This window comes from Streptacidiphilus sp. MAP12-16 (assembly GCF_041262165.1).
Lineage (GTDB): Bacteria > Actinomycetota > Actinomycetes > Streptomycetales > Streptomycetaceae > Streptacidiphilus.
On the sequence record NZ_JBGCBY010000005.1, the window covers coordinates 316,811 to 334,721 of the forward strand.

At 71.3% G+C, this 17,911-nt stretch carries 12 protein-coding genes; 8 read left to right on the top strand and 4 right to left on the bottom strand.

What is annotated here, in order from left to right; all coding sequences use genetic code 11:
- The first annotated feature begins 359 nt into the window (after window positions 1-359).
- The 8 genes from ABIA33_RS08800 to ABIA33_RS08835 all read left to right on the top strand — a co-directional run bounded on the left by ABIA33_RS08800 (window position 360) and on the right by ABIA33_RS08835 (window position 11,722).
- On the top strand, window positions 360-914 hold the full coding sequence (locus tag ABIA33_RS08800; RefSeq protein WP_370078966.1) for a TraR/DksA family transcriptional regulator: 555 nt from the start codon (window positions 360-362) through the stop codon (window positions 912-914).
- 191 nt (window positions 915-1,105) lie between these two features.
- Window positions 1,106-1,735, top strand: coding sequence for a signal peptidase II (gene lspA / locus ABIA33_RS08805; protein ID WP_370079074.1), 630 nt, complete (start codon window positions 1,106-1,108; stop codon window positions 1,733-1,735).
- Window positions 1,736-1,773: 38 nt separating this feature from the next.
- Complete coding sequence (locus ABIA33_RS08810; RefSeq protein WP_370078968.1) at window positions 1,774-2,712, top strand: RluA family pseudouridine synthase; 939 nt, start codon at window positions 1,774-1,776, stop codon at window positions 2,710-2,712.
- Window positions 2,713-2,752: 40 nt separating this feature from the next.
- Window positions 2,753-3,178: a GNAT family N-acetyltransferase gene (locus ABIA33_RS08815; protein WP_370079076.1), complete on the top strand. Its 426-nt coding sequence runs from the start codon at window positions 2,753-2,755 to the stop codon at window positions 3,176-3,178.
- Between the two features lie 75 nt (window positions 3,179-3,253).
- Window positions 3,254-4,849 carry a Na+/H+ antiporter gene (locus ABIA33_RS08820; RefSeq protein ID WP_370078970.1) on the top strand — a complete coding sequence of 532 codons (1,596 nt, stop codon included), beginning with the start codon at window positions 3,254-3,256 and terminating at the stop codon, window positions 4,847-4,849.
- Between the two features lie 967 nt (window positions 4,850-5,816).
- Window positions 5,817-9,806: a Pls/PosA family non-ribosomal peptide synthetase gene (locus ABIA33_RS08825; RefSeq protein WP_370078972.1), complete on the top strand. Its 3,990-nt coding sequence runs from the start codon at window positions 5,817-5,819 to the stop codon at window positions 9,804-9,806.
- Complete coding sequence (locus ABIA33_RS08830) at window positions 9,796-11,109, top strand: M1 family metallopeptidase (RefSeq protein ID WP_370078974.1); 1,314 nt, start codon at window positions 9,796-9,798, stop codon at window positions 11,107-11,109. The genes ABIA33_RS08825 and ABIA33_RS08830 overlap by 11 nt, the downstream gene beginning before the upstream one ends.
- Window positions 11,110-11,158: 49 nt before the next feature.
- Entirely contained in the window at window positions 11,159-11,722 is a 564-nt protein-coding gene (locus ABIA33_RS08835; RefSeq protein WP_370078976.1) for a Uma2 family endonuclease, read from the top strand.
- 55 nt (window positions 11,723-11,777) lie between these two features.
- On the opposite strand, the gene dnaE is transcribed toward ABIA33_RS08835, so the two are convergent.
- The 4 genes from dnaE to ABIA33_RS08855 are packed head-to-tail and all read right to left on the bottom strand — an operon-like array spanning window position 11,778 to window position 17,750.
- On the bottom strand, window positions 11,778-15,326 hold the full coding sequence (dnaE, locus tag ABIA33_RS08840; RefSeq protein ID WP_370078978.1) for a DNA polymerase III subunit alpha: 3,549 nt from the start codon (window positions 15,324-15,326) through the stop codon (window positions 11,778-11,780).
- Between the two features lie 59 nt (window positions 15,327-15,385).
- Complete coding sequence (locus tag ABIA33_RS08845; protein ID WP_370078980.1) at window positions 15,386-15,988, bottom strand: hypothetical protein; 603 nt, start codon at window positions 15,986-15,988, stop codon at window positions 15,386-15,388.
- 38 nt (window positions 15,989-16,026) lie between these two features.
- Entirely contained in the window at window positions 16,027-16,815 is a 789-nt protein-coding gene (locus ABIA33_RS08850) for an ABC transporter permease (protein WP_370078982.1), read from the bottom strand.
- Window positions 16,812-17,750 carry an ABC transporter ATP-binding protein gene (locus tag ABIA33_RS08855; RefSeq protein WP_370079078.1) on the bottom strand — a complete coding sequence of 313 codons (939 nt, stop codon included), beginning with the start codon at window positions 17,748-17,750 and terminating at the stop codon, window positions 16,812-16,814. The genes ABIA33_RS08850 and ABIA33_RS08855 overlap by 4 nt, the downstream gene beginning before the upstream one ends.
- Window positions 17,751-17,911: the final 161 nt, after the last annotated feature.

Consider the following 17,911-nt stretch of genomic DNA (forward strand, 5'->3'; position numbering starts at 1 on the left):
GTGATCTTCCCGTCGCGCACACCCCCGGGCTCACACCGTCCCCGGGTCGCTGCTGGCTGCGTTCGGCGGTACTCGTCCCCATCCACGCCTTGCGGCAGCAGTCTATAGGGCCGAGCAAGGAGTTTTTTCGGTGCGCACGCCGGTGACGCACCAGTAACGATGACGGATGGCGATTATCGGGTCACGTTCTGGGCACACATCCGTCGAGCCGGAAGAGCCGGCAGAAGCCGAGAGGCGTGCTGCGGTATGTCCCATTGTGGTGGGATTCGCCACGCATTATCGTTCCGGCACCACGTTAGTGTGACGCGGCCATTCGCAAAGGGGTCAGACGCATGGCGGACAAGGCAAGGAGCGGGGCTGTGGGTACGCACCGCGCGGGAACGTCCGTGGCAGACCTGGGGGAGGCGACCGTGACCCGACGCAAGACAGGGGCTGCCACCCGGTCGACTGCGGCCAGGCCCGCCGCGACCGCAGCGACCAGGGCGCGGGTCGCGCCAGTGGAGGCACCCGCCTTCACGCCGGCCGCGCTCCCGGTGCGGCCGGGCGAGGACCCCTGGACGGAGGCCGAGGTCGCCGAGCTCCAGCGGGAGCTGACGGTGGAGGCCGCCCAGCTGAGCGCCGAGATCGCGGCCTCGGAGGAGGCCGTGAGCGGTCTCATGCGCGACTCCGGCGACGGCGCCGGAGACGACCAGGTCGACGCCGGGACCAAGAACATCTCCCGGGAGCACGAGCTGTCACTGGCCGCGAATGCCCGCGACATGCTGGCGCAGACCGAGCGGGCGCTCGCCCGGCTCGCGGGCACCGGCTTCGGGCTGTGCGAGTCCTGCGGGGAGCCCATCGGCAAGGCCAGGGTCCAGGCGTTCCCCCGCGCCACCCTCTGCGTGCAGTGCAAGCAGAAGCAGGAGCGCCGGTAGCGCGGCGAGGAGCAGGGCCTGTAGCGGAGCTGGGCCTGCAGGAGCGGGCCCAGGGCCAGTACGGCAGGCCCTGGCAGGGACGAGCAGGGACGGAGAAGTCCGGTCCGGCGGCGTGGACCAGTCCGCGCCGCCCACCTCGCGTACCGTACGCTCGACGGCGGACGTCCACTCGACTCGGTGTAGCGGAGCGCATCATCAGTACCCCAGGTTTCCAGAAGGCCCCGGCGGCGGAGGAGGCGCAGTCGGCCGCGCCCGTGCGGCGCCGGCGCAGGATCGGTGTGCTGCTGTCCGTCGCTCTGATCGCGTACCTGCTCGACCTCGGCAGCAAGCTGCTGGTCGTCTCCAAGCTCGAGTACCACGAGCCGATCCGGCTCGCCGGGGACTGGGTGATGCTCCAGGCCACCCGCAACCCCGGCGCCGCCTTCGGCATGGGCGCGGCGATGACCATCGTCTTCACCGTCATCGCGACCACCGTGGTCGTGGTGATCTGCCGGCTCGCCCGCAAGCTCTACAGCCTGCCCTGGGCCATCGCACTCGGCCTGCTGCTCGGCGGTGCCTTCGGCAACCTGACCGACCGGATCTTCCGCTCGCCGTCGACGTTCCGCGGCGCGGTCGTCGACTTCATCTCGGTGAAGCACTTCGCGGTGTTCAACCTCGCCGACTCGGCGATCGTCTGCGGCGGCATCCTGGTGGTGCTGCTCTCCTTCCTCGGGACCAACCCGGACGGGACCGTGCTCCGGGACGGCAGGCCGGAGGCCGAACCCGAGGCGGACGAGCCGACCGGCACCGAGGAGTCCGAAGGTCCGGGCCCGACGTCCTGATGGTGGGCCGGACCCCTCGGTCCGGCATACTCGTGTCGGTGAGCACCGTTCCGCAGATCCGTAACCTTCCCGTACCCGACGGCCTTGAGGGCGAGCGTGTCGACGCCGCCATCGCCCGGATGTTCGGGTTCTCCCGCACCAAGGCCGCTGAGCTGGCCGCCGAGGGCAAGGTGACGCTGGACGGCTCCGTGGTCGGCAAGTCCGACCGGGTCATGGCCGGGTCCTGGATGGAGGTCGAGATCCCGGCCCCGCCCGCGCCGGTGCAGATCGTCGCCGAGCGCATCGACGCCATGAAGATCATCCACGACGACGAGCACCTGGTCGTCGTCGACAAGCCCGTCGGCGTCGCCGCGCACCCCAGCCCCGGCTGGACCGGCCCCACCGTGATCGGCGGACTGGCCGGTGCCGGCTACCGCATCTCGACCTCCGGTGCGGCCGAGCGCCAGGGTGTGGTGCACCGCCTGGACGTCGGGACCTCCGGACTGATGGTCGTCGCCAAGTCCGAGCTCGCCTACACCCTGCTCAAGCAGCAGTTCCGCGACCGGGTCGTCGAGAAGAAGTACAACGCCCTCGTGCAGGGACACCCCGACCCGATGTCCGGCACGGTGGACGCTCCCATCGACCGCCACCCCAGCAGCGACTGGAAGTGGGCCGTCGTCGCCGACGGCAAGCCGTCGGTCACCCACTACGACCTGATCGAGGCGTACCGGGCGGCATCGCTGCTCGACATCAAGCTGGAGACCGGCCGCACCCACCAGATCCGGGTGCACATGTCCGCGCTGCGCCACCCCTGCGTGGGCGACCTGACCTACGGCGCCGACCCGACGCTGTCCAAGCGGCTCGGCCTGGCCCGGCAGTGGCTGCACGCCGTGGAGCTGGGATTCGAGCACCCCTCGGACGGCCGGTGGGTACAGTTCCGGAGCGAGTACCCGGAGGACCTGACCCGCGCCCTGGAGATCATCAGTGCAGAGAGCTGACCCGCAGCAGGCTGATGTCCGCGTCGCCCTGGAATCCGACATGGACACGGTGCACGCGATCCGGCGTGAGGTCTTCATCGTCGAGCAGGGCATTCCCGAGGAGGACGAGTGGGACGACCTCGACGCCACCTCGGTGCATGTGCTGGCATGTGACGCGGACGGTACGCCGGTCGGCACCGGACGACTGATCCACGGTGAGCAGGCGCTCCGGGTCAGCGGCCGCGGGGGCGTCGTCCTGCTCGGCCGTCTCGCCGTGCTCGAGAAGGCGCGCGGCACGGGCCTGGGCGTGGCGCTGGTCCGTGCCATCGAGGCCGAGGGCCGCGCCCGGGGCGCGGCGGAGCTGGAGCTCCACGCGCAGGTCGACGCGCTGGGCTTCTACGAGCGGCTCGGCTACGTCGCCGAGGGTCCCGAGTACCTGGACGGCGGTATCCCGCACCGCACCATGACCCGCTCGCTGGCAGGCTGACCACAGGCGCCCCGACGGGCGCGGCACGGTCGGCGTCCCCGCGCGGGACCCCGGGGGAGAGGGGCGGTCGGCGGCATGGCGCAGCTGATGCTCCTCTTCTTCGTGCTGCTGGCCGCCATCGTCACCACCCCGCTCGCGGAGCGCATCGGGCTGCCGCAGCCGGTGCTGATGACGGTGATCGGCATCGTGCTGGCGCTGGTGCCGGCGGTGCCGAACATCTCCCTGGAGCCGGGCCTCATCCTGCCCCTGGTGCTGCCGCCGCTGATCTACGCGGCGGCGCAGCGCTCCACGGCCCGGTACTTCCGCGCGAACGTCCGGGTCATCCTGCTGCTCGCGGTCGCGCTGGTTGTGGTGACCACGGCGGTGGTGGCCGTCGCGGCGCACTGGATCGTGCCCGCGCTGCCGCTGGGCGCGGCCATCGCCCTGGGGGCGATCATCTCCCCGCCGGACCCGATCGCGGCGGCTGCGGTCGCAGGCAGCGTGGGCCTGCCGCGCCGGCTGATGGGCATCCTGGAGACCGAGGGCCTCTTCAACGACGTGACGGCACTGGTCGTCTACGGGCTGGCGGTCGACGCCGTCGTCAGCGGGGAGTTCTCGACGCTGCAGGCGGTCGAGCGGCTGGTGCTGTCGGCGGTGCTGGCGCTGGTATTCGGCGTCGGTCTCGGCTGGCTGAGCGGGCGGGTCATGTCGGTCCTGGACGACCCTACGCTCCAGGTAGCGCTGAGCCTGCTGGTGCCGTTCGCGGCGTACTCGCTGGCGGAGGGGCTGCACGGGTCCGGCGTGCTCGCGGTGCTGGTCTGCTCACTGTGGATCAACGACCGCACGGTGGGCGCGGACGACGTGGCCTACCGGCTGGTGGGCAGCGCCTTCTGGGACGTCGTGGAACTGCTGATCTCCGGCATGGCTTTCGGCCTGATCGGTCTCGAGCTGGCGAGCGTGCTGGCGGAGACGGGCCGTCACAACTGGCGGAGCATGCTGGTGGACGCGGGCCTGGTCATGGCGGTCGTCGCGGGTGTGCGGCTGCTGTGGCTGCTGCCCGGGGCGTGGGTGACCTACCGCTGGGACCGGCGCAGGGGGGTCAGGGAGGAGGCCGCGCCGATCGGCTGGCGCGAGTCGGTGGTGCTGTGGTGGTCGGGGATGCGGGGTGTGGCCTCGGTCGCGCTGGCGCTGGCCATCCCGTTCACGGTCAAGGGCGGTGGCACCTTTCCCGGGCGTGACGAGATCGTCTTCATCGCCTTCAGCGTCGTCCTGTTCACCCTGCTGGTGCAGGGGATGACGCTGTCCTGGGTGGTGCGGAAGCTCCACCTCAGCCGGGACGAGGACGCCGAGGACGCGGCGGAGCGGCTGCTCTGGTACCGGGTGTCCAAAGCGGGGCTGCGCCGGCTGAAGGCGCTCGCGGAGAGCGAGGACCTGCCGGACGAGCTGGTGGAGCGGCTGAGGCAGCGTCAGACGGACCGTCTCGCCCGCAACCGCCCGGACCTCTACGACGAGGAGCAGCGGCGCGAACTCAAGGAACGGGTGCGGCGGCTACGGCAGTTCCAGCAGGTCGAGCAGGAGATGCTGGCGGCGGGACGCGAGGAGATGCAGGTGGCACGGATGGAGCCGGGGGCCGACCCGGAGCTGGTCGACCGGGTCATCCGCAAGCTCGACATCCGCAGCGCCCCGCAGTAGGGCCCTACTGGGGCCGGTCCGGCCCCCCAGCACCCTCCGAGGCACCGGCGACGACGGGGGCGTACCAGTCGATCCGGTAGTCGTACTGCCAGGCGACTTCTCCGGCTTGACCAGCTTCATCGCCACCGGCAGCGCCAGGTCGCGGATCACCCGGCCGACCGGCCCTGTCGCCTTGTTGCTGTTGGTGCGCGCGGTGGCGGCGATGATCCGCTCCACCGGCGGCCTGCGCGGCTCCCCGCCGGCCCTGACCGTCCTCTCGCTGCTCCACTACCCGGCCGCTGCACCCGTACGGCGTCCAGCGGCCGATCAAGCAGTGGGGCAAGGACCAGGTCGTCAACGTCAGCCGGCGTGCGAGCCTCTACCGGACGATCGAGCGCCTGCTCGCCGCAGGCCTGATCGCAGTCAGGGAGACCGGGCTCGACCAGCAGTACCCCGAGCGCACCGTCTACGAGGTCACCGACGAGGGCCGCAGGGTCGCCCGGGTCTGGATGGACGAGATGCTCGCGGTGCCCAGGCAGGAGTTCCCCGAGTTCCCCGCCGCGCTGTCGTGGAGTGGGTGCGCTCGGTGCTGGACGACCTGCGGGCGGGCCGGCTCGCCTGGTCGGCGGAGGAGCTGCCGGCCTTCGCAGAGGGGCAGGAGCCCCCGCTCGACAGCTGACCGGTCCGGGTCGAGCCGAAGGTCGCGCTTTCTATGAGTTGAGCGATTTAGTAGGATGTGAGAGCTTTTGGGAACTATGCTCCGTCGGATCCAGGTTTCCGGCGTGTGTCATGGGTCTCCTTTCGAAATTTGTCGGACGGTCCGTCAGATGTGACTGACGGACCGTCAACTCGTATCGCAGGAGCTGCAAGCAGAAGCTGATGATGTGTCAGAAATCTTCCCCAAAAGGGATGTTGCGAGCCGATCGATGATTCCGGACGCCCCCGCACAGGGCTAGCATCGACCGGGTCGCAGACGAGAAGAGGACCCATGACCACGGCCGTGTACGACCAGCTGAAGGAAGACGCCTCCGCGCCCAGCGGGCTCGCGCTGTTCCCCGGACGCCCCGCACACGCTCCGCGGACCCTGCTCGACATCCTGGACGCCACCACCCTTGCCCACCCGCTGGAGCCCGCGCTCGACGACGGACGGACCGTTCTCAGCTACCGCGCGCTCGCCGCCGAGGTCGACGCCCTGCGGCGGACCCTGGCCGCCGCCGGGATCGGCGTCGGCGACCGCGTCGGCGTGCGGGTGCCCTCGGGGACGGCTGACCTGTACGTCTGCATCCTGGCGGTGCTCGCCGCCGGTGCCGCCTACGTCCCGGTCGACGCCGAGGACCCCGACGAGCGCGCCGAGCTGGTCTTCACCGAGGCCGGGGTCTGCGCCGTCCTCGGCGAGAACCGCCTGCTGACACGGAAGCAGGACCCGCACGGCAGCACCGGCCGCCCCACCCTGACCGACGACGCCTGGATCATCTTCACCTCCGGCTCCACCGGGAAGCCCAAGGGCGTCGCGGTCACCCACCGCAGCGCCGCGGCATTCGTCGACGCCGAAGCCGCCCTGTTCCAGCAGGACGAGCCGCTCGGCCCCGGCGACCGGGTGATGGCCGGTCTCTCGGTCGCCTTCGACGCCTCCTGCGAGGAGATGTGGCTGGCCTGGCGCTACGGCGCCTGCCTGGTCACCGTCCCGCGCGCGCAGGTCCGCAGCGGCGCGGACCTGGGCCCGTGGCTGGTCGACCAGGAGATCTCGGTCGTCTCCACCGTGCCCACCCTGGCCGCCCTGTGGCCCGCCGACGCCCTCGGCGACGTCCGACTGCTGATCTTCGGCGGTGAGGCCTGCCCGCCCGAGCTGGCCGAACGCCTCACCACCGAGGGCCGCGAGGTCTGGAACACCTATGGCCCCACCGAGGCCACCGTCGTCGCCTGCGCCGCCCAGCTCACCGGCCGGGCACCGGTCAGGATCGGCCTGCCGCTGGACGGCTGGGAGCTCGCCGTCGTCGACGAGCAGGGGCAGGTCGTCGGCATGGGAGAGAGCGGCCAGCTCGTCATCGGCGGCGTCGGCCTCGCCCGCTACCTCGACCCGGTCAAGGACGCCGCGACCTACGCCCCGCTGGAGTCGGTCGGCTGGGACCGCGCCTACCGCAGCGGCGACCTGGTCCTGGCCGAGCCCGACGGCCTGGTCTTCCTCGGCCGCGCGGACGAGCAGATCAAGCTCGGCGGACGCCGGATCGAGCTCGGTGAGGTCGACGCCGTACTGCAGTCCCTCCCCGGCGTCACCGGCGCGGCTGCCGCCGTCCGGACCGCCCGGGGCGGCAACCAGCTGCTCGTCGGCTATCTGGTCACCGACCAGGACCCCGGTCAGCCCTTTGACCACGACGAGGCCGTGCGCCGGCTGCGCGCGGCGCTGCCGGCCGCGATGGTGCCGCTGCTCGCCCGGGTCGACGACCTGCCCGCCCGCACCTCCGGCAAGGTCGACCGCGACGCCCTCCCCTGGCCACTGCCCTCGATGCAGCAGCCCGGCAGCGCCGAACCGCTCTACGGCACCGAAGCCTGGCTCGCCGAGCAGTGGACGGAGGTCCTCGGCGTCCCGGTCGGCACGGCCAAGGCCGACTTCTTCGCGAGCGGCGGCAGCAGTCTGGGCGCGGCCCAGCTCGTCACCCTGATCCGCACCCGCTACCCCTCGGTGGCGGTCAGCGACGTCTACCAGCAGCCCGTCCTCCGCGACCTCGCCCGCAGGCTCGAAGCCTCCACCCAGGCCACTGCCGCCACCCGCACGGTCGAGCCCACCCCCCGGCGCGCCGGCATCCTGCAGATCCTGCTGACCATCCCCCTGCTCACCGTCGTCGGCCTGCGCTGGACCGTCGCCCTCGCCGCGCTCGCCGACCTCACCCACCTGCTGGGTCCCGGACCCGCGGTCTCCTGGTGGTGGATCGCCGCCGGAGCCGTCCTGCTCTGGACCCCGTTCGGACGCATCGCCCTCGCCGCAGGCGGCGCGCGGCTGCTGCTGCGCGGCGTGCAGCCCGGCAGCCACCCGCGCGGCGGCGGCGTCCACCTGCGGCTGTGGACGGCCGAACGCTTGGCCGAGCTCAGCGGCGCCACCGAGCTGAACGGCGCGTGGCTGGTCCGCTACGCCCGGGCCCTCGGCGCGAAGATCGGCTCCGACGTCGACCTGCACACCCTCCCGCCGGTCACCGGCCTGCTCAAACTCGGCAAGGGCTGCGCGGTCGAGGCCGAGGTCGACCTCAGCGGCTGGTGGCTGGACGGCGACCTGCTCCACCTCGGCCCGGTCCGGGTCGGCGCAGGCGCCACCGTCGGCACCCGCAGCATCCTCTTCCCCGGCGCCCGCGTCGGCAAGCGCGCCGAGATCGTCGCCGGATCGGCCGTGACCGGGCAGGTCCCCACCGGGCAGCGCTGGGCCGGGGCCCCCGCTGCCAAGACCGGCCGCGCCAACCACGCCTGGCCCAAGGACCGCCCCCCGCGCAAGGCCCGCTGGGCCGCGATGTACGGGGCCAGCGGCGTCGGCCTGAGCCTGCTGCCGCTCGCCGCCGCGGTCCCTGCGGTGCTGGTCCTCGCGGCGTTCGTGCACCCCGCCTCCGGGCAGCCCGCACCCCTTCCGCAGCTGCTCGGCCACGCCCTGCTCGGCGTCCCGCTCGCGACCCTCACCGGGGCCCTCGCCTACGCCCTGCTGATCCTGGTCGCCGTGCGCCTGCTCAGCCTCGGCCTGCGCACCGGACACCATCCCCTGCACAGCCGCACCGCCTGGCAGGCCTGGACCGTCACCCAGTTGATGGACCTGGCCCGGGGCAGCCTGTTCCCGCTCTACGCCAGCCTGTTCACACCGGCCTGGCTGCGGGCCCTCGGCATGAAGGTCGGCCAGGGCGTCGAGGCGTCCACCGTTCTCGCCCTGCCCAGCATGACCACCGTCGGCGACGGCGCGTTCCTCGCCGACGACACCCTGATCGCCCCCTACGAGCTCGGCGGCGGCTGGCTCCGCGTGGACGAGGCCGAGATCGGCAACCGCGCCTTCCTCGGCAACTCCGGGATGACCGCCCCCGGCCGCTCCGTGCCCGACCGGGGACTGGTCGGGGTGCTTTCCGCCACTCCCAAGAAGGCCAAGAAGGGCAGCTCCTACCTCGGCATGCCGCCGATGAAGCTGCCGCGCCGGGTCGAGCGCGGAGACCAGAGCCTCACCTACGCCCCCTCCGCGCGGTTGCGCTGGACCCGGGGCGCGGTCGAGACCCTCAGGATGGTTCCGGTGATGGCGTCGGCGGCCCTCGCCCTGTGCGTCCTCGCCGCCCTCGCCGGCCTGGCCGAGGCCGGCGGTCCCGTCCTGGCCGCGCTCGGCTCCGGCCTGGTCCTGCTCGCCGCCGGACTGCTCGCCTGCGGGCTCTCGGTCGCCGCGAAGTGGGTGCTCGTCGGCCGCTTCCGGGCCGTCGAGCACCCGCTCTGGAGCAGCCACGTCTGGCGTAACGAGCTCGCCGACACCTTCGTCGAGGTCCTCGCCGCGCCCTGGCTGATCAACTCCGTCCCCGGTACTCCGCTGATGAACCTCTGGCTGCGCGGTCTCGGCGCCCGGATCGGGCGCGGCGTGTGGTGTGAGAGCTACTGGCTGCCCGAAGCCGACCTGGTCACTCTCGGCGACGGAGTCAGCGTCAATCGCGGCTGCGTGCTGCAGACCCACCTGTTCCACGACCGGATCATGCGGATGGACGCGGTGATCCTCCAGGAGGGTGCGACCCTGGGCCCGCAGGGTATCGTCCTGCCCGGGGCCACGATCGGCGCCCGCACCACCCTCGGCCCCGCGTCGCTGGTGATGCGCGGCGAGTCCGTTCCGGCGGACAGCCGCTGGTTGGGCAACCCGATCGCGCCCTGGCCGTCGGCAGGGAAGCCCGCAGTCCAGCAGACCCACTCAGTGGAGCAGAACAGCGTTGAGCCCCAAGCAGTCGTCGCCGCAGCCCCGCACCCAGCCTGTGCCAACTGATCCGTACTTCCCGACCCACGGCGACTCCCGCTACCACGTCCACCGCTACGAGCTGACCCTCGACTACCGGCCGGCTCCCAACCGGCTCTCCGGCAGCGCCCGGCTCACCTGCCTCGGTGGCGCCGAACCGCTGACCGAAGTCGTGCTCGACTTCTCCGAGTTCCGGGTCAACCGGGTGCTGCTGGACGGCCGGGTCGCGCGCTGGAGTCACCGTGCGGGCAAGCTGCGGCTGCGCCCGGCCCGGCCGCTGCCCGCCGGAGGCGCGTTCACCGTCGAGGTGCACTACAGCGGCAACCCGCGCCCGGTCCGCAGCGAGTGGGGCGACCTGGGGTGGGAGGAGCTGGAGGACGGCTCGCTGGTCGCCAGCCAGCCGGTCGGCGCGCCCTCCTGGTACCCGTGCAACGACCGGCCCGCCGACAAGGCCGCCTACCTGGTCTCGCTCACCGCCCCGAGCCCCTACGCCGTCGTCGCCAACGGCCGCCTGCTCGCCCGCACTGTCAGGGCCGGCAGCACCACCTGGGTGTACGAGCAACCCGCGCCCACGGCCAGCTATCTGGCGACGGTTCAGATCGGGCACTACCAGCAACTGGTGCTGGCCGCCGGCTCGGTGCCGCAGGTCGTCCACATGCCGGCCCGGCTCGCCGCCGCCTGCGTCGCCGACTTCACCCGCCAGCCCGCCATGATGGACCTCTTCACGGAGCTCTTCGGTCCCTACCCCTTCGGCGAGTACGCCGTCGTCGTCACCGACGAGGAGCTCGACGTCCCGGTGGAGGCGCAGGGACTCTCCACCTTCGGCGCCAACCACGTCGACGGCCGCCGCAGCTCCGAGCGCCTGATCGCCCACGAGCTGGCGCACCAGTGGTTCGGCAACAGCGTCACCATCGCCGACTGGCGGCACATCTGGCTCAACGAGGGCTTCGCCAAGTACGCGGAGTGGCTCTGGTCCGAGCACTCCGGCGGCCGCACCGCTGCGCAGCACGCCGCCTTCGCCCACGTGCGGCTCGGCAGGCTCCCGCAGGACCTGGTCCTGGCCAACCCCGGCCGCAGCCTGATGTTCGACGACCGCCTCTACCAGCGCGGCGGCCTGGTGATGCACGCGCTGCGCGGCGTCATCGGCGACGCCGCCTTCTTCGCGCTGCTGAAGGAGTGGACCGCCGAACACCGCTACGGCGTCGTCACCACCGCCGACTTCACCACCCTCGCCCAGCGCCACACCCACCACCCGCTGCACGCCTTCTTCACGGAATGGCTCTACGGCACGGCGCTGCCCCCGCTGGGGTCCGAGTTCCCGCGAGCGGGCTGACCCGAATCGGGGACGTCCACGGGTCCGCAGCGCCGCTATCGTGGCTTCCATGGACTACGCACGGATGCTGGAGATCGCTGACGAGCTCGCCAAGCTGCCCGAGTCCTGGGCAGTGGAGATCTCCGGGGACAGCGTCATCGTGATAATGGCTCCGAGCAACCCGCACGAGCTCAACGTCCGTCGCGCCCGCCAGCAGCTCGACCCGCAGGTTCAGTCGTCCCGACCGGGCTGGGTGGCGGAGAACGGACCCGAGGTTGCCGTCCCGGGTGTGAAGCGGAAGCGCCGCCCGGATCTGGTGGTCTGCCGGGAGAGCGCCCTCGAACACGGAACCGCGCTTGACGTCGCCGATGTCGCACTTGTGCTGGAGGTCGTCTCGCCGGGGAATCCGGAGAGCGACTACGCGGACAAGGCGGCTGACTACCCCGCAATGGGTATCCCCGAGTATGTGATCCTCGACCCCCGCAAGGGAACCGTGACCCGGTTCCACGTCCCGACCGAGGACGAGGACGGTCCCCGATACGAGTTCTCCAGCAAGGTCCCTTTCGGGGAGCCCCTGCACCTCGGCGAGTGGGTGCTCGACACCGGCACGTTCCTGCGCTACACCGAGGACTGAGTCCTCCCGGCGTGGGCCCGGATCCAGGCCCCCGCCGGGCCCCGGCGGGTAGCGGCTACACGCTCCAGGCGCCCTGCCCCAGCAGCGTCTTGATCTCGCTCGCGAAGCCGTTGTCGGGGTTCACCAGGAAGCCCAGCTCGAACACCGTGCTCTTCCGCCGCCCCTCCATCCGCAGCCGGACCGGGACGTCCCCCGGGTGGGCCTTCAGAGACCGCTTGAGCTCGGCCACCAGCGGTGCGGTGATCTTCGGCTCGGGGACGGTGAGCACGACCGGCGGCTTGCCGCCGTTCTCGGCCGACGAGATGTCCAGCGGGGCCAGTTCGGAACCGAAGATGGACAGCGCGCCGTCGCGGTCGTTGAGCCGGCCCCGGACCGAGACGACGTTGTCCTCGATCAGCTCCTGCTGGATCAGCATGTAGTTCTTGGGGAAGAACAGCACCTCGACCGAGCCGTCGCGGTCGGCGATGGTCACGATCGCCCAGGCGTTGCCCGCCTTGTTGATGCGGCGGTCCACCCCGGTGATCAGCCCGGCGAGCTTGACCTCGCCCTCGATGCGGCCGGAGCCGAGCAGTTCGGCGATCGAGACGTCCCGGTTGCGGGAGAGGATGTGCTCGGCGCCGTCCAGCGGGTGGCTGGAGACGTACAGGCCCAGCATCTCCCGCTCCAGGCTGAGCAGGTGCTTGCGCGGCCACTCCCGGTCGGAGAGCTCGAAGTCCAGGCCGATGGACTGGGCCTCGCCGCCGGTGTCCATCGCACCGAACAGGTCGTCCTGCCCGATCGCCTGCTGCTTCTTCAGACTGGTGACCGAGTCGATGGCGTTCTCGTGCACGGAGACCAGGCTCTGGCGGGTATGACCGAGCGAGTCGAAGGCCCCGGCCTTGATCAGGGAGTCGACGGTGCGCTTGTTGCACACCACCAGTTCGACCTTGTCGAGGAAGTCCGCGAAGGAGGTGTACTTACCTTTCTCGGTGCGGGACTTGACCAGGGACTCGATGACGGGGACGCCGACGTTGCGGACGGCCTTCAGGCCGAAGCGGACGTCGTCGCCGACGGCGGTGAAGTCGACGACGGACTCGTTCACGTCCGGGGACAGGATCTTGATGCCCAGGCGGCGGCACTCGGCGAGGTAGATCGCCATCTTGTCCTTGTCGTCGGACACCGACGTGAGCAGCGCCGCCATGTACTCGGCGGGGTAGTTCGCCTTGAGGTAGGCGGTCCAGTAGGAGACGAGCCCGTACGCGGCGGAGTGCGACTTGTTGAAGGCGTATCCGGCGAACGGGACCAGGACGTCCCACACCGCCTGGATGGCCTCGTCCGAGTAGCCGCGCTCCTTGCAGCCCGCGTGGAAGGGGACGAACTCCTGCTCCAGGACCTCCTTCTTCTTCTTGCCCATGGCGCGGCGGAGCAGGTCGGCCTGTCCGAGGCTGTAGCCGGCCAGTACCTGCGCGGCTCGCTGCACCTGCTCCTGATAGACGATCAGGCCGTAGGTGGGGCCGAGCACCTCCTGCAGCGGCTTCTCCAGCTCGGGGTGGATCGGGGTGATCTCCTGTTGGGCGTTCTTCCGCAGCGCGTAGTTGGTGTGCGAGTTCATGCCCATGGGGCCGGGGCGGTACAGGGCCGAGACGGCGGAGATGTCGGCGAACTCGGTCGGCTTCATCAGCTTCAGGAGGGCCCGCATGGGGCCGCCGTCGAGCTGGAACACGCCCAGGGTGTCACCGCGAGCGAGCAGGTCGTAGGTCGTGGGGTCGTCGATCGGCAGCTTCTCGGTGTCGACGTCCACCCCCCGGTTCGCTTTGATGATTTTGATGGCGTGGTCGATGATGCCCAGATTTCGCAGCCCCAGGAAATCCATCTTGATCAGACCCATGTCTTCACACGACGGATAGTCGAACCCGGTGATGATCACGCCGTCCTTGTCGCGGCGGTGCAGCGGGATCAGCTCGAGCAGCGGGGTCGAGGAGAGGATGACGGCGGCGGCGTGGACGCCCGTGCCGCGGGTCAGGCCCTCGATACCCTTGCCGGTGTCGATGATCTTCTTGACGTCGGGCTCGTTCTCGTACATCGCCCGGATCTCGCCACCCTCGGAGTACCGGGGGTGGGACTCGTCGAAGAGTGCGTAGAGCGGGACGCCCTTGCCCATCACGTCCGGCGGCATGGCCTTGGTGATCCGGTCGCCCATGGAGAAGGGGTAGCCGAGGATGCGGTTGGCGTCCTTGACGGCGGCCTTGGCCTTGATCGTGCCGAAAGTGTTGACCTGGGCGGTGTAGGCCTCGCCGTACTTGTCGGTGACGTAACGGACCATCTGGTCGCGCTGGCGGTCGTCGAAGTCGATGTCGACGTCGGGCGGGTTGATGCGCTCGGGGTTGAGGAACCGCTCGAACAACAGGTCGTGCTCGAGCGGGTCGAGCTCGGTGATCCGGGTCAGGTACGACACCATCGAACCGGCCGCCGATCCACGGCCGGGGCCGACCGGGATGCCGTTGTCGCGTGCGTGCTGGCAGATGTCCGCGACCACGAGGAAGTAGGCGTCGAAGCCCATCGGGGAGATGACGCTCATCTCCAACTCGACCCGGTCCAGGACCTCCTGGCTGGGGCTGTCACCGTAGCGGACCTTCAGCCCCGCCTCGATCTTCTTGCGCAGGTACGACGCCTGCGTCTCGCCTTCGGGGACATCGAACTGCGGCATCCGGTCGACGTAGGTGAAGACTTCGTCGTAGGGCTGGATGCGCTCGCCGATGGCGATCGTGTTGTCGCAGGCTTCGGGGAGTTCGCTGAACAGCGCCCGCATCTCCTCCGGGGTCTTGATGTAGTAGCCCGACCCGTTGAACCTGAACCGGTTCGGGTCGTCCTTGTTCTTGCCCACGCCCACGCAGAGCAGGTTGTCGTGCGCGTCCGCCTGGTCCTCGGTGACGTAGTGCGAGTCGTTGGTCGCCAGCAGCGGGATGTTCAGGTGCTTGGCCACCCGCAGCAGGTCCTCGCGGACGCTGCGCTCGATGTCCAGGCCGTGGTCCATCAGCTCCAGGAAGTAGTTCTCCTTGCCGAAGATGTCCTGGTAGGCGCTGGCGGCCTTGACGGCCTCGTCGTACTGGCCGAGCCGCAGCCGGGTCTGCACCTCGCCGGAGGGGCAGCCGGTCGTCGCGATGATCCCGGATGCGTTCGCGGCGATCAGCTCGCGGTCCATCCGGGGCTTCATGTAATAGCCCTCCATGGACGCCAGCGAGGAGAGCTTGAACAGGTTTCGCAGGCCCTCGGGGTTCTCCGCCCACATCGTCATGTGGGTGTAGCGACCGCCACCCGATACGTCCTTGCCGCCTTCGCCGTCGGCGTTGGCGCTGCGCTGCCCGCCCGGCGCCCAGAACACCTGCTTCTTGTGGAATCGGGACTCAGGCGCGACATAGGCCTCGATCCCGATGATGGGCTTGACTGCGCTCTTCTTGGCGATCTTCTGGAACTCGTAGGCCCCGAACATGTTTCCGTGGTCCGACATGGCCACTGCGGGCATGCCGAGCCGCTCGACCTCGGTGATCAGCTTGCCGTTCTTCGCGGCCCCGTCCAGCATCGAGTACTCGGTGTGAACATGCAGGTGAACGAAGCTGTCGGCCACGGTAAGGGCGCTCCTCATGCAAGGGTCCGGACGGGGTAGGCACCCACCCTAGCGCGGCCCTACGGCGTGTCGGGACCGTCCTGCGGAGGTGTCTCCTCGTGGGCCGGCGCCGGCGCCGGCCGGGGTGTGAAGAGGGCTGTGAGGCCGACCAGCACGGCCAGCGCGGCGATCGGCCAGGCGACCAGAACGCCCTGCGCGGTGAGCTTCAGCGGGCCGTAGAAGGTCTGCCCGGTCGGCACGGACCTGGCCAGTGCGACCACGTCGCTGCCGGGCCCGAGCGCCGCCCCCAGCTTCACGGCGACGTACCCGCCGAGCAGTCCGCCGGCGGTCAGCCCGACGGCGACCGTGATCCCGCCCTGGCGGGCGCGGGTGGTCCAGTAGGCGGCCGCCCCCGCAAGCAGGCCGATGCCGAGGCCGATCAGCGCGAAGGTGCCGTCGGCGCCGACCGCCTGCTCGCCCTCCGGGTCCTTGAGGTAGACCGCACTGGTGTCCGCGTACAGCGGCACCCTGGGTGCCAGCCAATGCCAGAGCGCGCCCATCAGCACGCCGAGCAGGGCGGATCCCGCCACCAGGGCGGCGGCGATCACCAGCTCGGCGCGCAGGTTGCGCGGGGGGCGCGCCGGTAGCGGTGGGGCGTCCTGGAAGGTGTGGGGTGCGGTCACGGCGTCATCGTCGCACGCCCGCGTGTGCGGACGCACGCTCACATCCTGGTCGCGGCGCGCCGGTAGGCCCGGGTCGCCAGGGCCAGTGACAGCACGCCGACGACCGCGCAGACGGCCAGGTCCGCGGCCACGGCCGCCCAGTCGGGGTGCGTCGCGAAGGTACGGGCCAGCGCCTCCACACCGTAGGTCGACGGCAGCAGGTCCCGCAGCCACTGGATCGGCGTCGGCATGTGGCTGGGCGGCAGCACCCCCAGCAGCAGCGCCGCCGACATGCCGAGCTGGCCCAGCAGCGTCGCGATCTCCTGACGGCTCGCCAGCAGTCCGCAGGCCGCGCCCACCCCGGCGAGGGCCGCGCCCGCCAGCGGGACCACCAGCGCGAGCACCCACAGGTGCACCCAGCTGAGCTGGAACAGCGCACAGCCGACGACCGCCGTCAGCAGTGTCCCCGGCACGGTGAAGGAGGCGTACGCCGCGGCCGTCCCGAGCACCACCGAAGCGGCGGGCACCGGCAGCGTCGCGTAGTGGTCGAGGCCGCCGGTGGCGCGCAGCCTCCCGAAGTACTGGGCGAGCAGGTTCAGCGCGACGAAGGCCACCACCAGCACGGTCGAACCGGCGACCACGGCCCGGGCCGCCTCCAGGTCGCGGGCCGAGCCGCCGGAGCCGGTGCTCACCACCCCGCGCAACATCACCATGATCCCCAGGGACTGGAACGTGGCGACGAACAGCAGCGGGATCCGGGCGACCCGGGCCCGCGAGAGCTGGGCCCGGTAGACGGCGCCGAGCGAGGGCAGCAGCGCCGAGCGGGGTGCGAGGACGGCGGCGCTCATCTGGCCAGCCCCTCGTGCCGGCCGCCCAGCAGCAGGTACACGTCCTCGAGGCTCGGTGTGGTCAGCGAGAAGTCGTCCAGGGCGGCGAAGGCCGGCCCCGAGGTCACCTCGGCGACCAGGTCGCGGGCCTCGTCCGGGGTGGCCCGCACGGTCCAGCGGCGGCCGTTCCGCACCGCCCGCGCTCCGAGCGCGGCGATCAGCGGCAGCCCGAGCGGCGCCTCCTCGCGCCACACCAGGTCGAGCCGGACGTCCCCGTCCACCAGGGCCTTCAGCCCGCCGGGCGTGTCACAGGCGATGACCCGGCCCTCGTCGACGACGGCGACCCGGTCGAGGACCGTCTCCGCCTCGATCACGTTGTGGGTGACCAGCAGGACAGTGACGCCCTGCTCGGCGCGACGGCGGTCCACGGCGGCCCAGACCGCGCGGCGCGCGACCGGGTCCATGCCCGTCGTGGGCTCGTCCAGGACCAGCAGCGGGCGCTCGCCGACCAGAGCGGTGGCGAAGCAGGCGAGGCGGCGCTGGCCGCCGGAGAGCTTCGCCAGCGGCCGGCCGGCGAGGGGTTCCAGCGCGAGTTCGGCGAGCACGGCGTCCCGGGCGGCGCGGGCCGCGGCGGCGGACAGGCCGCGCAGCCGGGCGGTGGTCTCGACGGCGAGGGAGACGGTCAGCTCGTCCAGCGCCGTCGACTCCTGGCCGAGGTAGGCGAGCAGGCGCGAGGCGCGTTCCGGCCGGCGGACGATGTCGTGGCCGAGGATGTCGATCCGGCCGCTGTCGGGGCGCAGCAGCCCGGTGAGCTGGCGCACCAGCGTGGACTTGCCCGCGCCGTTCGGGCCGAGCAGACCGAACACCTCGCCGCGCCTGATGTCGAGGGAGATCCCGGCGTTCGCCCGGACGGTGATCGCCTTCGCGCCGCGCCCGCTGCGGTACTCCTTGGTCAGTTCCCTGACCGTGCAGCAGTTGTCCGGCGGCGCGGACGTCGCCGCCGCCGTGGGTCCAGCTGTACGACCTGGGGGCCGATGGCCGTCGGGCGCGCCCCGTCTGGCACCACCGCTTGCCGCGTTGCCGGCCGTACCATCAGCGGCTGGCGCCGCGGGTCCCA